General features: G+C 30.8%; 16 protein-coding genes. 6 read left to right on the top strand and 10 right to left on the bottom strand.

What is annotated here, in order from left to right; all coding sequences use genetic code 11:
- Positions 1-204: 204 nt before the first annotated feature.
- From bsdtw1_RS18375 to bsdtw1_RS18340, 8 genes are all read right to left on the bottom strand, one after another.
- Positions 205-1383: an acetyl-CoA C-acetyltransferase gene (locus bsdtw1_RS18375; RefSeq protein ID WP_183278977.1), complete on the bottom strand. Its 1179-nt coding sequence runs from the start codon at positions 1381-1383 to the stop codon at positions 205-207.
- Positions 1384-1554: 171 nt separating this feature from the next.
- Positions 1555-2124 carry a TetR/AcrR family transcriptional regulator gene (locus tag bsdtw1_RS18370; RefSeq protein WP_183278976.1) on the bottom strand — a complete coding sequence of 190 codons (570 nt, stop codon included), beginning with the start codon at positions 2122-2124 and terminating at the stop codon, positions 1555-1557.
- A 253-nt stretch (positions 2125-2377) separates the two neighbouring features.
- Complete coding sequence (queC, locus tag bsdtw1_RS18365; RefSeq protein ID WP_183278975.1) at positions 2378-3034, bottom strand: 7-cyano-7-deazaguanine synthase QueC; 657 nt, start codon at positions 3032-3034, stop codon at positions 2378-2380.
- A gap of 29 nt (positions 3035-3063) precedes the next feature.
- A complete protein-coding gene (folE, locus tag bsdtw1_RS18360; RefSeq protein WP_183278974.1) occupies positions 3064-3654 on the bottom strand; it encodes a GTP cyclohydrolase I FolE in 591 nt (196 codons plus the stop codon).
- A gap of 3 nt (positions 3655-3657) precedes the next feature.
- Complete coding sequence (gene queE, locus bsdtw1_RS18355) at positions 3658-4323, bottom strand: putative 7-carboxy-7-deazaguanine synthase QueE (protein ID WP_183278973.1); 666 nt, start codon at positions 4321-4323, stop codon at positions 3658-3660.
- Position 4324: 1 nt separating this feature from the next.
- The gene (queD, locus tag bsdtw1_RS18350; protein ID WP_183278972.1) at positions 4325-4756 is read right to left on the bottom strand and encodes a 6-carboxytetrahydropterin synthase QueD; all 432 of its coding nucleotides are present in this window, start codon (positions 4754-4756) and stop codon (positions 4325-4327) included.
- Between the two features lie 15 nt (positions 4757-4771).
- Positions 4772-5533 (bottom strand): acyl-CoA dehydratase activase, encoded by a 762-nt coding sequence (locus bsdtw1_RS18345; protein WP_183278971.1) that lies wholly within the window; start codon positions 5531-5533, stop codon positions 4772-4774.
- Positions 5533-6531 carry a 2-hydroxyacyl-CoA dehydratase family protein gene (locus tag bsdtw1_RS18340; RefSeq protein WP_183279848.1) on the bottom strand — a complete coding sequence of 333 codons (999 nt, stop codon included), beginning with the start codon at positions 6529-6531 and terminating at the stop codon, positions 5533-5535. Before bsdtw1_RS18340 ends, bsdtw1_RS18345 begins: the two co-directional genes overlap by 1 nt.
- 1389 nt (positions 6532-7920) lie before the next feature.
- Between bsdtw1_RS18340 and bsdtw1_RS18335 the strand changes: the two genes are divergently transcribed.
- From bsdtw1_RS18335 to hisJ, 4 genes are all read left to right on the top strand, one after another.
- Positions 7921-8079 (top strand): hypothetical protein, encoded by a 159-nt coding sequence (locus tag bsdtw1_RS18335; protein ID WP_183278970.1) that lies wholly within the window; start codon positions 7921-7923, stop codon positions 8077-8079.
- 323 nt (positions 8080-8402) lie between these two features.
- Positions 8403-9713 carry a helix-turn-helix transcriptional regulator gene (locus bsdtw1_RS18330; RefSeq protein ID WP_183278969.1) on the top strand — a complete coding sequence of 437 codons (1311 nt, stop codon included), beginning with the start codon at positions 8403-8405 and terminating at the stop codon, positions 9711-9713.
- 86 nt (positions 9714-9799) lie between these two features.
- Positions 9800-9940 (top strand): hypothetical protein, encoded by a 141-nt coding sequence (locus bsdtw1_RS18325; protein WP_183278968.1) that lies wholly within the window; start codon positions 9800-9802, stop codon positions 9938-9940.
- Between the two features lie 180 nt (positions 9941-10120).
- Positions 10121-10963, top strand: a complete 843-nt coding sequence (gene hisJ, locus bsdtw1_RS18320) for a histidinol-phosphatase HisJ (protein WP_183278967.1) — start codon at positions 10121-10123, stop codon at positions 10961-10963.
- A gap of 116 nt (positions 10964-11079) precedes the next feature.
- On the opposite strand, the gene bsdtw1_RS18315 is transcribed toward hisJ, so the two are convergent.
- Positions 11080-11925 (bottom strand): hypothetical protein, encoded by an 846-nt coding sequence (locus tag bsdtw1_RS18315; RefSeq protein ID WP_183278966.1) that lies wholly within the window; start codon positions 11923-11925, stop codon positions 11080-11082.
- A gap of 327 nt (positions 11926-12252) precedes the next feature.
- Positions 12253-12432, bottom strand: a complete 180-nt coding sequence (locus bsdtw1_RS18310) for a hypothetical protein (protein ID WP_183278965.1) — start codon at positions 12430-12432, stop codon at positions 12253-12255.
- Positions 12433-12664: 232 nt separating this feature from the next.
- Between bsdtw1_RS18310 and bsdtw1_RS18305 the strand changes: the two genes are divergently transcribed.
- Together bsdtw1_RS18305 and bsdtw1_RS18300 are read left to right on the top strand one after the other, a co-directional pair.
- On the top strand, positions 12665-13027 hold the full coding sequence (locus bsdtw1_RS18305; protein ID WP_183278964.1) for an ArsR/SmtB family transcription factor: 363 nt from the start codon (positions 12665-12667) through the stop codon (positions 13025-13027).
- A 121-nt stretch (positions 13028-13148) separates the two neighbouring features.
- On the top strand, positions 13149-15497 hold the full coding sequence (locus bsdtw1_RS18300) for a heavy metal translocating P-type ATPase (protein WP_183278963.1): 2349 nt from the start codon (positions 13149-13151) through the stop codon (positions 15495-15497).
- Positions 15498-15527 lie beyond the last annotated feature (30 nt).

The raw sequence follows: 15527 nt of genomic DNA, 5'->3' as shown, positions 1-15527 counted from the left end.
ATTGATAATTGAATTGAAAGTATAAAAAAGCACATATATTGATTTAAAATAAATATGTGCTTTTAAATATTAATCTAATTTGAAATTATTTGTGGGTATTATTAAATTTTAGTTTTTAAAATTAATAAATTTTATTACGAAGTGGTACATCCATAAATCAATTAAATAAGTGGATTTATATAATTGATTTAATATATGGATGTTTTATTCTCTTTCTACAATCATTGCAGTTCCTTGTCCGCCACCTATACATAAAGTTGCTAGACCTCTTTTAGCATCTCTATTTTTCATAGCATGTAATAGTGTAACTAGTATTCTTGCACCTGAAGCTCCAATTGGATGTCCTAGAGCTATGGCACCACCGTTGACATTTACTTTACTCACATCAAGGTTTAAATCTTTAGCGATAGCTATGCTTTGTGATGCATAAGCTTCATTAGCTTCAATTAAATCTAGATCTTCTGCTTTTAAATTAACCTTATCTAAAGCTGCTTTTGTTGCATAGAAGGCACCATAACCCATTATTGCTGGATCAAGTCCTGCAGAACCATAAGATGCTATTTTAGCAAGAGGTTTTATTCCTAATTCTTTAGCTTTATCAGCACTCATTATAACTAGAGCAGCAGCACCATCATTAAGCCCTGAAGCATTACCAGCAGTTACAGTACCATTTTCCTTAAAGATTGGTTTAAGTTTAGCTAGAGCTTCTATAGTGTTGCCGAATCTAGGAAATTCATCTGTATCAAATATGATTTCACCTTTTTTAGTTTTTATAACAACTGGAACTATTTCTTCTTTAAATTGTCCACTCTTAATAGCTTCCTCAGCTTTTTTCTGGGAAGAAAGAGAGAATTCATCTTGTTCTTCTCTAGTAACATTCCATTGTTCTGCTACATTTTCAGCAGTTACTCCCATATGATAATCATTAAAGGCATCCCATAGCCCATCTCTGATCATTTCATCTACTAAGTCATTGTGTCCCATTCTGTAACCCCATCTTGCGTTCTCAAGTATGAATGGAGCTGCAGACATGCTTTCCATACCACCAGCAACTATAACTTCAGCATCACCAGCTTTAATTATTTGTGCAGCAAGGCTTATGCTTCTTAAACCAGAACCGCAAACTTTATTAAGTGTTAAGGCTGGAATTTCTACTGGTAAACCTGCTTTTACAGCAGCTTGTCTTGCTGGGTTTTGTCCAAGACCAGCTTGAAGAACATTACCAAATATAACTTCGCTAATTAATTCAGGTTTTATTCCGGCTCTTTTTACAGCTTCCTTTATTACAACAGCTCCTAAATCAACAGCAGGAACATCCTTAAGAGTTTTTCCGTATGCTCCTATAGCAGTTCTTACAGCACTAACGATTACTACATCTTTCATAATAAGATACCTCCAAAAGTTTATTTTTTTATAATATTGAAACTAGGATAAAATTACGTCAATCATAATAGACTGGTCTGTCTATTGTTGCGAAATTAATTAGCACCCAAATTACTGAGAGCCAATTAATAAATCTTATGTATATTTATATGAAGATTAAAGAGAGTTTCTTTAGTCTTTATAGATTGAAATTAGATCATCTGACATTCTTCTTAATGTATTTATATCTTTGCTTAAACGATAATACACCAAATATCCTTCGTATATAGCAAATGCACGGTTGGATAGAGTAAGAACTTTTTCTTCAGGAACTTTAGAAAATCTAAGAACCTCAGCGAATACATAAATTAAGTTATTCATTGACTTAGTATAGTATTCTGCAAGATCTGGTTCAGAAAATGCTATCTCAAGTCCTAGTACTGCAAAAGGGCATCCAAAATGCTTGTTGTTTTCTGCACCAGAGATCATTGTAGATGTTAGAGTTTTTATAAAAGCTTCCCACTGATTGCCCTTGGCAGAATTTAATACCATCTCACCAATTTTTCTTTCAAAATAATCAGAAACACTTATAGCTAGATCTTTTTTACTTTTAAAGTGAAAATAGAAGGAGCCTTTAGGTAATCCCGTACCTTCCAAGATGTCGTTTATTCCAGTAGCATTATAGCCTTTTTGTATAAATAAATTAGCTGCGCATTCAATTAAGTTATTTTTAGATTGTTCACCTTTTGTGTTCTTAACCATGGTTTTATCTCCTAATTAGAAATATATCTTACAATTCATATAATAGACCGTTCTGTCTATTAAGTCAAGTTAAATTTTTAACAAGTTAGTGAAGAGTTACACTTTAGTTTTATTGAAGCATATACAATGTGCCAAAATAAAAAAGCTTACACTAAAAATAAAATAGTGTAAGCTTTTTGAATATTTGAATCTCTCTTACTAAAGTGTTATGTTCGAGTAGAGTACTGAAATTAAGTGGTTATGCAGGAGTTTTTTATAAAAAGTTATTCTTAAACTCTAAGTATCCATTTTTTCTAAGCTTGCAAGCAGGGCACTCTCCGCAGCCATTTCCTTTAACTCCGTTATAGCAAGTTAAGGTTTCGTTTTTTACTATATCTAAAACCCCTAGATCATGAGCCATCTTCCAAGTCTCAGCTTTATTAATCCACATTAATGGTGTAAAAATCTCAAATTGATAATCCATAGCTAAGTTTAAAGTTACGTTTAGGGATTTTATAAATACATCTCTGCAATCTGGATATCCGCTGAAATCACTTTGAGAAACACCAGTTATAATTGTATTTATTCCTCTTTGTTTTGCAAACACAGCTACAAATGTTAAGAATAATAAGTTTCTTCCATCTACAAAGGAATTAGGAAGTCCTTCAGTAGGTGCATTTTTATCAACAGTTATGTCTTGTCTAGTTAATGAGTTAGGAGCTAATTGGTTTAATAGATTAAGATCTAGGATATGATGTTCGATGCCATGTTTTTTACATATATCCTTTGCACATTCTAATTCTAATTTGTGCTTTTGATTGTAATCAAAAGAAACTGCTATAACTTCTTCAAATTTTTTCTTTGCCCAAAATAAACAAGTTGTACTATCTTGTCCGCCACTAAATACCACTACTGCTTTTTTCTTATTCATAATTGCACCATCCTCTTAATTTTATTTTTTTACTTAGTATAAAGCATCATAAGCTTATTATTTAAAATTGGATCAGTATTAAATCTACCTCGTAGGGTAGTTGTTATAGTTTTAGTTCCAGGTTTCTCTATCCCTCTAGTAGTCATGCAGCCATGTTCACCTTGGATTATTACAGCTACATCTTCTGATTCAGTTATTTTTTGAAGAATTTCAGCGATATCAGTTCCGATTCTTTCTTGAAGTTGAAGTCTTTTTCCCACCATGTCAGCAATTCTGGCTATTTTACTTAAACCTATCACTTTTTTGTTAGGAACATAAGCTACTGCGACTTTCATATTGTACATTAAAGCTAAGTGGTGTTCGCAGTGACTAAAGATCTCTATATCTTTCATAAAAACTAAGTCATTATTATTGCTCCTTACATCTAAATCATCTTCAAAAGTAACATTGAACATAGAAGCAATATCATCATTGGTATAGTTCATACCATTAAAAACCTCTTCATACATTTTAGCCACACGCTTTGGTGTATTCTTTAAACCTTCTCTTTCAGGATCATCGCCAAGGGCTATTAAAATACCTCTTATATGTTCTTCAATTGCTTTTATATCAATTGCCATATATTATACCCCTCTCTTTGATGGTTCCCAAATTATTTTGTGAAGCTGAACTTGAAGATTAACACCATTCATTTTGTTATCCTTCATAAACTCTACAATATTATCTAAGGAAATTTGTCCAAATACAGGACTAATATATACGCTTGTCTTTTCAACTAAATCATATCTATCAATTATTTCTTTAGCTTTTTCTAAATCTTCAATACTTCCAGAAACAAATTTTACTGTGTCGTTTTTAGTTAGAAATTTAAAGTTATCTAAGTTCATTTGTTTTTCCATATTACTTGATGGAAGCTTATAATCCATAGTAAAACTAGGTGGATTGTAGATTTTTGAGAAAGTATCAAGCAGTACACTACCATTTGTTTCGATTTCAACATGAAGTTCTTTATCTTTAGCTATTAGTTCTAGTAGTTCAATTATTCCTTCTTGAAGAAGTGGTTCACCACCAGTTAATGTTATATTTTTAACTTCTGTAGATTTTATATAGTTATATATTTCTTCTGAAGACATAAGATCATAGGGAGCGTTTTTTTCATTAGCCCAAGTTGTATCACAATAGCTGCAATTTAAATTACAGCCTGCAAATCTTATAAAAATAGCTAATTGTCCACATCTACGACCTTCACCATTTATACTTACAAACTTTTCAACAACTTTGAAATTCATATTAGTTAACCCCACTTTCCTCGTATCTAGCACTATTTGTAGGTGTTTCATAAACTGTAGCACTCTTTACGTCGTAGCCTTTTTCCTTCATCGTTGTATAAAAGAAAGCTGCAAAGTTCTCTGCTGTTGTTCTGAAATTCATCTCTATTATCTTAAAACCGTCTTTCTTTAGACAGCATAATGTCTCTTCTCTAATAGATCCTTTTTCTATTATCAAAGCATGATCGTAATAATCAACCATAGCTTTAACATCTTTTTTTAAATCTCCGAAATCAATTACCATTCCTTTAAGCTGACCGTCAGTCACTAGAGTTTCAGCCTGGACTTCAATTTCAACCTTCCATCTATGACCATGAATATTTGCGCATTTTCCTTCGTACCTTGAAAGAAAGTGGGCACTGTCAAAACTGTGTTCTGTTTTTAAAGTATACATGTTCTTCCTCCTAATCTATTTCAAAAACTTACTTCCGTAGTAACAACAGCCAATAGCTCCATTAAACTGAGGTTCTTCTACAGAAATTATTTCTTCGTAATCATTCTTTAAGTAACCTTTTATAGCAGAGTTGTTAGCAACTCCACCTGTTAAAACCAATTTATCACCTCTAAAGTTACTTAAAAGAGGACGTAATCTTTTGTACATTGAGTAGTTAACCCCAGCACATAATCTTTCTACTGCGACACCTTCGGCAATTTTTCCTATAAGCTCTGACTCTGAGAATACAGCACAAGTAGAATTAAGATCCACAGGATTTTCCGAATACTTGCTCATTTCTTCGAAAGAGATTTCAAGAACATTTGCCATGTTTTCTAAGTATCTTCCACAGGAAGCAGCACATTTTTCATTAAGTTCCAAGTCTGTAGTTAAGCCCTTTTCTATCTTGACGATCTTAACATCCTGCCCGCCAACATCTAATAGTATAAAATCCTTTAAAGAACTCTGATAGATTGCTCCGTAAGCATGAGCTTTTATTTCATTTATTTGAGTAAATAGTTTTAAATCTGTGTTATTCTTTCCATAACCAGTGGATACAGCTTTATCGAAGTGGCCAATATCTAATTTATCTAAATCAACCACTATTTTACCGTCCATGTGGCAGTAATCTCTATAAAATCTCATGGTACTGATTTTTTTCTTTATAACTAGGGTGTTGTCTTCCATAACTACAATTTTAACTTCTCTACTTCCAAGATCTATACCTAGAATCCTCATTAGTTAGCCTCCTTTAAATCCAATAGCATATCAAGAAAAGCCTCTAATCTAAGCTTAGTTCTTGCATCTAGAGTATTTAACTTATCACCTTCGATATTCAATATAGGGATATCAAGTTTATTCTTTATAATAATATCTTCAACAGCTCTGTAGCAGAAAGCTTGAGTGTAGTGGATTATTCCATCTAGCTTTCTTTCTTCGACTTGTTTTTTTAGTTCTAAAATTCTAAATTCAGTGTTATAAGGGTAAGTATAGTCATAATACTGCTCGTAGATATTTTTGGCTTCTATTCCCCTAGGGAAAGCAAATTCTCTTTGAACCTCATTATATACAAAATGAGCATTAAAGTTTTCAACAAAGTCATATATATCAGCAGTCATTGGAGGAACCCCTATATAGCCAAGACGAAGCTTTTTATTTATAGATTCCCTTGTTTTTATTTCATTTATTGCTTTCTTTAAATCAGCTTCAAATACATCAATATCACCGTTAAAATCACTTAAGCTAACTTGATGAAGATGGTTTTCAAATCCATTGGCTTTACAGTCTATATAAGTTAACTCATCTATTTCTTTTCCAAGAGCTCTAACTTCATTTAATCTTTTTCTAACAGTTTCAACTTCTGATTCTTCAACATTGAAGTGATCCATAAGCTTCTTTATTTCTCTTTCAACATCTTCTAAGGTGTGGCTATGAGGAAAAGAGAAAGGGTGTACCTTTATTCCTTTTAATTGAAGAACTTCAATTAAAGCCTTGGTATTGGAGCAGTCACCTTCCATAACGCCAATTACTTCTTTTATACCGTTTTCTAAGCAAGCTCCATAGAGGCCTTTAATCCAAGTGCACATACTTTTTGGAAAGCCATCTTTTTCAGCCATATCTATATATTTTAAATAGTTATCAGACACTACAAAAACATTATTCAAATCTACTGGCGTGTATCCAGCAGCAATAAGAACTTCTATAGGAACTGTTGTTGTCAAACCTATCTTCTTAATTTTAAATCCCCCTTAACTTATACAACTCGAACCATATTACTGAAGGCTCTGTTAAAACCTTGTGTTGAACATAGCCTTGCTAAAAAATAAAAAAAGGATTTTACTAAACTTTATTAACTTATGCATATTGATTCAGAACTTAAAAATTCTAGAATGCAACATATATAAGCTAAGTTTTTCGTAAAATCCTATGACATACTTTATAGTTTAAAAAAAGGCGTAAAAAGCCCATAAACAAAAAACACTACCTAGACGGGTAGTATACGTCCTAGTTTTGTTTATAGACAGGATGGTTACGAACTGTCTTTATTAAATTATATAATTACGTACTTTACTATAATATACGATATGCAACAAGTCAAGATAAAAGTATAACAAAGCACAGCAGTTGAGATAATAGAATGTTTTTAATTTTTAATAAATTTCAATCAATCTTTTAACTTCATAAATTTTGAAATTTGGTTTGAAACTTAAAGTTAAAAAATATACTTTGTATAATAAAGTAACTTGGTTTAATATTTTTACTTCTTTTTATTCCTACCTGTAAAACATAATATTTCGACAAAGTATTTCTTGTTTCGCAAAAGTTTAAGATCTTGTTGTATTTTGGGTGTTTGCATGGAAATTTGCAAAACAATGGATTTAATTCATAGATGGTTAAATATGCTGTATATTATTAGAAGAAACTTTATAATTAATATCTAATAATTAAAGTTTTACAATTTTATTGTATAAATATAAAGGATATGCAATGTTACAAGTACTACAAGTTGTGGTTCATTTCTACAAAAAAAGCTAATGTCGATAATATGAAGTTTTCTTCTTTTATTTTTTAAAATCATTATTAGAAGGATTAATCAGAGGCGAATTTGAGAAAAGTGAGTTAAAAAAACTAAAGAAAACTTTATGTTAACAAAGATGACGATATTGTGTATCATTATGAATATAATTATATTAATCTAAGTTTTTCTAATTGATACGAATATGTATATATAAAATTGTTACAAAATATAAGGTATGCACCTATATTTCCACGGTATAAAGAGACAATTTAGATTATAAATAGATAAAAAAGAGTAGGCAAAAACCGATTTACTATATTGCTATCATATGGAGTTTTTAATAAAAAGTCATCATTATAATACTTTTAATCTGTAGCATAATATATATATAACATTCCAGAAGTATTTTAAAATTCAGAGCTTTCATTAGTAGTTTTATGTAGTGAATGTTATGAAAAGCTGGAGTGTAGTATCTTTCCAAAGCCAAAGATGCATCTTAGATCTAACTTTATTGTATAGTGAGAGGTTCTATGTGTTCACAGCATAAAGCTTTATCGTAATATGCATCTAGACGCCATAAACTAAAAAATTTGTGGAGGTGCTAGTAATGAATAGTAGACATAGAAGAGTGTACACAGAAAAGACTTTTAAAAAGAATGGTACAAAAACACAGAATCAATGGGCTAAAAGTAGATTTCCTACCACAATAGAAGAACCAAGCAAAAACAAAAGTGGAGTAATGGCAGAGGAGCAAGGTTGGACATAAGATACTAGTTTATTTAAAAGTTCTAGCTATATTTATATATAGCTAGAACTTTTTCGCTTCAGAGATTTTTTAAATTTAAAATAATGTTGCTAAAAAGATTACAACTCTTAGTAACTTTAGTAACAAAGAAGTTGATTTTAGCTGTATTTTACAATTGTTGAAATATGATGGTGATCGGAGTGACAAAAAAATACAAGTGGATAAATGAATTATCCCCAAGAAATTAACATTTTTTCATATATTTTTATGATTTTTTATTTAAAAGCAGTTATAATTAATAGTATATAAGTGATTAGGCAATTGTTGGCTAAGGGGGGATTAATTTGGAGTTTTACAATCCAAGTGAAAAGATAAGACGTATGAGAAAAAAGTTCAGAGTTAATCAAGCCGCACTAGAGGGGGTTAACATGACTAGAGCTTTCATCAGTATGATGGAGAGCGGTAAGAGAAATGTAAGCAAGGCAAGTTCTAAGCATCTTGCAGAAAGATTTAATGAAATAGCAAAAAGAATTTCTGTAAACTTAAATTTAGACGATGAGTATTTTTCAAGACAACCAGAAGAAGATGCTAGATATTATATTGAAAATGAATTGAAGAATGAAAATGATCATAAAAAGCTTGAAGAGCTTATAGAGATTGGTAAAAAGTATAGTTTAGATGATTTATTGGCTACAGTATACAAGTTAGATGGAGAAAAGTATTTTTCTGAAAAAGAATATGCTAAAGCCTTCGAGTCTTTTAGTTATGCATTAGGTAAATATAAAGAATTGAAGGATGATGCATCTCAAGTATATATCTATAATATTTTAGGTAATTGTAAGGCTCATAGAAATGAACAAGAAGAATCTGTTTTTTACTATAAGCAGGCAATATTTTACGCTAAGTTAGTTGATGATTCGATATATTTTTTTAGGGCCAGCATTAACCTAGCGATATCATACTACTATACTCAAAAATACGAAAAATGTATAGAACTTATAGATGAAGTTATGGTCAATATAGATAAGGATATGCTTAATAATGATAACAAATTACAGCGAGATGTTGTAACGGATGCTAGAATGACAAGAGCAAATTCATTGTATTATATTGGAAGACAAGAAGAAGCCATAAAAGAGCATCTTAAAATAATTGAAGATAATAAGGATAATAAAGAGAGAAATGATGTGCTATTGGCTTATTCATATAATAATATAGGTGAATTTTATTACAATATGGGTAGGTATAATGAAAGCTTACAGTATATTAGTGAAGCACAAAAGTTAAAGAATAAAGTTAGTAAGAATACTCTAGCGAATACTTTAAATACAAAAGCAAAAGTTTTTTTTAAGCAAGGGCTTTATGATGAATGTTTAATGATTTTCGAGCTAGCAATTAGCCTGGCAGAGCAGTATAAAAGATTTGATATGCTTTTTGAGAACTATAGAGATATAGTAAAGGCCTATGAGTCTAGAGAAGAATTAAGTAAAATAGAAGAAGTGATGAATAGATTTTTAGAGATTTTAGATGACCATGAAGTAGAGAATGGTAAAAGTTATGCTCTTTACAAGCTTATTGAAGTTGCTATAAAACAAAATGATAGTAACAAAGCTCTTGCTTTATTGAATAGATTACAAACTTTGCTGATAAATTAATTATTGTTAAATCCATTAAAATATAATGCAAAAGTATATTATATGTATTATAATAGTAACATAGTTAATAAATGGGGGTAATGGGAATGAAAAATAAAGTTGCAAAAGTTATTTTTATTGTTATTTTATTAGGAGCAATTATAGTTCCGACATTTGGAACAGGTAGTAAAACTATAAGTGGGGGAACATTTACAACTCAAGGAGTCGATAATCCACTTCAAAGCTAAGATTAATTTTTAAAATGAAGCTAGAAAGAACATATATGTTCCTTCTAGCTTTATTTTTTTATTAATTTTTAAGCATAAAATATCTAGCTTGAGGTTCTTTTTATAATATATAATAAACATAAGATTTATTGGATAAACAATAAACGAACTAGTAGAAGTAAATATAAGGGAGGGAGAATGATGGATCTATTTAATTATCACATGCACAACCACTATTGTGATGGAAAAGGTGAGCCAGAAGATTATGTTAAAAGAGCTATTGAATTAGGATTCAAGGCCATAGGTTTTTCTAGTCATGCACCTGTAGCTATACCTAACGAATGGACGATGAAGCAAGAAGACTTATCTAAATATGTTGAAGAAATACTGGGATTGAAAGAAAAATATAAGGATAAGATAGAAATTTACCTGGGACTAGAGATTGATTATATAAAGAGTATCATGGGACCAGGGGATGAAATATATAAAACTATTTCATTGGATTATTGTATAGGATCCGTTCATTTCATGCCTATAAAAGATACTGGAGAATATTTAACTGTAGATTACAATGAAGATGAGCTAAGGGCTATAATCGAAAAAGGGTACGATGGAGATTCTTATAAATTTGTTGAGGCTTATTATGGCTTTATTAGAGAAATGGCAGAAAGCAGTAAACCAGATATAATTGGACATCTGGATTTAATAAAGAAGTTTAATAAAAAGAATTTATTCTTTAAAGAAGATAATCCAAAATATGTGGAACAGGTTGAAAAGACCTTAAAGGTAATAAAAGAAAATGACCTCATTGTTGAGGTGAATACTGGTGGCGTAACTAGGGGATATATATCAGAGTATTATCCAAGTGAATGGATTATAAAAAGATGCAAGGAACTAGATATACCTATGAACATAAATAGTGATGCTCATGTGGTTGATAATTTGGCAGGATGCTTTAAAGAAGCAGCAAATCAGTTAAAGGAAAATGAGATAACTGAACAAAAAGTTCTTCTTGGACATAATTGGGTATATAGTAAGCTGTAATTTATGAGATTGTTCTAAAGCTATTTAAATAGTTTTTAGTACAATCTCTTTTTTTGATGTTTTAGGAAAGATAGGTGCGTAAAAACTCACTGAAGACGGTAACTTCAGTGACTTTACTACTTACTTAAAATATTGGAATAGTATGTTGAATTTATACATTTATCTATTGTTTTATAATCATTATGGCAAACAGCGCTGTCGTAAGTTAGTTTGTAGAATTTTATAGCTTTATTCTGGTCATTAATAAAATCATAGCTTTTAAAAAGAGTAAAATATATCTCTGTTTCGTAGAATTTATTGTCTAAGTTTATATATTCCAACACTAGAGTTTCATATTTAGCTAAGAGTTCTTTAATTTTTGTTAAGTCTTCACATTCCATATATATATCAAGAAGATTACATGAAGCAACAAGTTTATTTTCTAGTTTATCACTTGAAGTCACAAGAAGCTTGTGTATACTGACAGCATTATCTAAAAGTCCTTTTTCCTTAAGTATGTTGGCTTTTAAGGTTATTAAACTAAAGGAATTAAAGTCATTTATGTCGAAATTACTCTCGAATAGAAGGATATTTTCTAGTGCATCATCAAGGCTTCCTTCAATTTTTAAAACTAATATATAATTTAAAAGTAGTTTACCTTTCTTAGAACTGCAGATATTTAAATCGTTATTTAAGGTCTCTGCCAATATTTCTTTTGCTTCACATACCTTATTAAGCTTCAATGCTAAGGTGCTTAAGCATATTGCAATCTTTGCCTTTAGATTATCATCACAGTTACTTTCGAGTTTATAGGCTTTAGAAAAGCATATATAGGAGTAATAGATCTTCCCCTTTGAGTTAAGTTCATCCCCTAGATTTACATAAAAGGACAGAGAATTCTCTTCACTTTCTACTAAGTATGCTAAATCATCATTTTCTATTAAAATTTCATCAATTTTAGAATCATATAATTTAAAACGCATTTTATATCTTCCTTTAGAATATATTTAGGTTAGAAATATATGACCAGATTAGTGGTTTTATTCGAAAAACAGCCGCTAATAAAAATTTTACCATAAAAATACAATTTCATGAACACCTATTTACAAAATATGTAAAAATAATTATTATTAAATTAAGGTAATGAGGAGGGGAATATATGATAGATCCAATTGGGGAATGGGATTAGTGTAGTATTTTAGCCGTCTTTAATTTTTTATTTGTATTTATAGCGTAATGTAAAAGAGATTTCAAAATAGCATAGGGAACTATTTTGAAATCTCTTTTATTGTTAAACATTTTGTAAGTTTTTAAAAACTTTTGTATTCTTCACCAGATATTTCGGTAAAGAATAAAAGGGTAAAATCATATTCGTCTGTAGACTTTCTCATCTCTTTAATTTTTTCAAAAGGGTGCTTATCGCATACAGCACTTTCAAAATACTCACCTAGAGGATTTACCACTCTGTAACTAAAAAAATAATATCTCATAATCTCCTCCTAAAATAATAAAACATTTAATATTTGTACTGGTAAATTCTTATGTATAAATTATAAATACATTAATATATGTAAAGCAACTTATTTTGTGCTTATTACTTAGATTGTAAAAAATAAAATAATTACTATTTTTAATTGACCATTATTGAGGTAAGGCATATAATAATATTAACATATGAACAATTGCTCATGTGTTTGTTGGAAATTATTATGAGGTGATTATATGATAAATGAAAAGATTGAAAGTTGTAATTGTACCATAATACATGAAGATGTTATAAGGGAAGTAAATGATAAAATACCACAAGAAGAGACTTTATATGATTTATCGGAGCTTTTTAAGGTTTTTGGAGATAGTACAAGGATAAAAATAATTTGTGCACTTTTCGAAGCTGAGATGTGCGTATGTGATATAGCTGCTTTATTAAGGATGACTCAATCAGCGGTTTCACATCAGCTAAGAGTGCTAAAAAATGCAAGATTAGTTAAGCCTAGAAGAGAAGGAAAAATAGTTTATTACTCATTAGATGATGAGCATGTAAAGAATATATTCAACCAAGGATTAGAACATATTACTGAAAGATAAATTAAAATGAACATAACTATAGAGATGCTGTCTTAATGTGTTTGTAAAAATTATAGTTATTAAATTTAGTATTTGAAATTTAGATAAAAAGGCACAAGTTCTGCAAAGGGGGATAAACTAAATGGAAAAAGTAAAGCTCTATCTGGATGGGCTCGATTGTGCAAATTGTGCAGCCAAGATAGAAGACAAGATAAATAAATTAGATGAGGTGAAGGAAGCAAGTGTTAATTTTGCTAACGGAACTTTAGTTATGACAGTGAATGAAGAACAAAAAGAAAGTATAATCTCAAAGGTTACTGATATAGTAGTGGGGATGGAACCACATGTTAAAGTTAGGAAGGCTACAAAGGCAAAGGTAAGCAAATCAGTTAAAGCTATAGCTGTTTGCAATGATGGTTGCTGCGAAGAGCATGACCACCATGATGAAATTCATAGAGGGCAAAATTTAAATGCAAAGCTTAAGCATAAAGAGCCTATTAATAATCATCAAAGTCACTTATCTTCTCAGGGTCATGATCATAGTCATGCTGGACATAGTCACGGACATTCAGAACATGAGCATAGTCACGAAGATGAAGAAGATGGACATCATCATGGACACGATCATGAACATGGTGGTGAGTTATCTAAGTTTAGAGTTGGAAGAATAGTAGCTGCTATAGTTTTATACGCCATAGGTTTTATATTTGATTTTAGTTTCTATGGCGAGCTTGGAATTTTCTTAATCAGCTATGTGTTAGCTGGAGGAGATATAGTTTTATCGGCTTTAAAAAATATTAAAAAAGGCGAGATATTTGATGAAAACTTCCTAATGGTGCTTGCAACTGTTGGAGCTTTTGCAATAAAAGAGTTCCCAGAAGCAGTAGCAGTTATGTTGTTCTATCAAATAGGAGAAGCTTTTCAAGATATGGCTGTTGATAAATCAAGAAAATCAATACAAGGACTTATGGACATAAGGCCTGATTATGCAAATTTAAAGCTTCCTACAGGAGAACAAAAGGTTGATCCTGAAAGTGTAGAAGTAGGAGATATAATTATAGTAAAAGCTGGAGAAAGAGTGCCGTTAGATGGAATCATTTTAAAAGGAGAAGCATCTGTTGACACTTCAGCGTTAACTGGTGAGTCAATACCTAGAGAAGTAAAACTAGGAGATGATATTCTTTCCGGTGCCATAAATAAAAATGGTCTTTTAGAAGTTAAGGTGACAAAAACTTATGGTGAATCAACTGTAGCTAAGATATTAGATCTTGTAGAGAATGCAGGAAATAAAAAGGCACAAACTGAAAAGTTTATAACAAAGTTTGCTAGATATTACACACCAGCTGTGGTTTTTGCTGCATTGGCTTTAGCGTTTATACCTCCAATAATCACTGGAAGTCATAGTTTTTCACAATGGATTTATAGAGCACTTGTATTTTTAGTTGTTTCTTGCCCTTGTGCTTTGGTTATCTCAATACCTTTAACCTTCTTTGGAGGAATAGGAGCTGCTTCAAAGCAAGGGATATTAATTAAGGGTGGAAACTATCTTGAAGCATTAAACAGAGTAAAGACAGTAGTTTTTGATAAAACAGGTACTTTAACAAAGGGTGTATTTAAGGTATCAGCGTTAGAAAGTAGAAATGATTTTACTAAAGCTCAATTGCTCGAGTTTGCAGCCTATGCAGAATTCTATTCAAATCATCCAATTGCAGTGTCTATAGTTAGAGAATATGAAAGAACTATTGATAAAAATAAAATAGATTACTTTGAAGAAATATCGGGAAGGGGAATAAAGATAAAGTTTGATGGACAAGAGGTTTTAGCAGGTAATGTAAAGCTTATGGAGGAGTTCTCTATAGAAACTGAAGTACATGATGCTATAGGTACGGTAATTCATATTGCAGTAAATAAAAAATATGCAGGTTATATATTGATTGCAGATGAAGTAAAGCATGACTCTAAAGAAGCTATTGATAAGTTAAGAAGTTTAGGGATTGATGATATTGTAATGCTAACTGGTGACAACAAAAAGGTAGCAGAAGCAGTAGCAAAAAAATTATCAATAAAAAAGGTATACTCAGAGCTTCTTCCAGCTGATAAAGTAGAAAAATTAGAAAATATATTTAGTGCTAAGCAGGAAAAAGACTCCATAGTTTTTGTAGGTGATGGAATAAATGATGCGCCTGTGCTTGCAAGAGCTGATATCGGAATAGCAATGGGTGGAGTTGGCTCAGATGCTGCAATTGAAGCTGCCGATGTGGTAATAATGACAGATGAACCTTCAAAAATAGCAATGGGTATAAATATTGCAAAAAGAACTAATGTTATAGCTTGGCAAAATATAATATTCGCATTAGGAGTAAAGCTTGTAATTTTAGTACTTGGAGCTCTAGGGATTGCCAATATGTGGGAGGCTGTTTTTGGTGATGTTGGTGTAGCTCTTATCGCAGTACTAAATGCTATGAGGATATTAAAGGTTAGAAATAATTAACTAAATTGATTTTTAAAACCTATTCATTTA

Source organism: Clostridium fungisolvens (assembly GCF_014193895.1).
Lineage (GTDB): Bacteria > Bacillota > Clostridia > Clostridiales > Clostridiaceae > Clostridium_AR > Clostridium_AR fungisolvens.
Note: the sequence above shows the minus strand (reverse complement) of the source record. Positions and strands in the feature narration are given on the sequence as shown.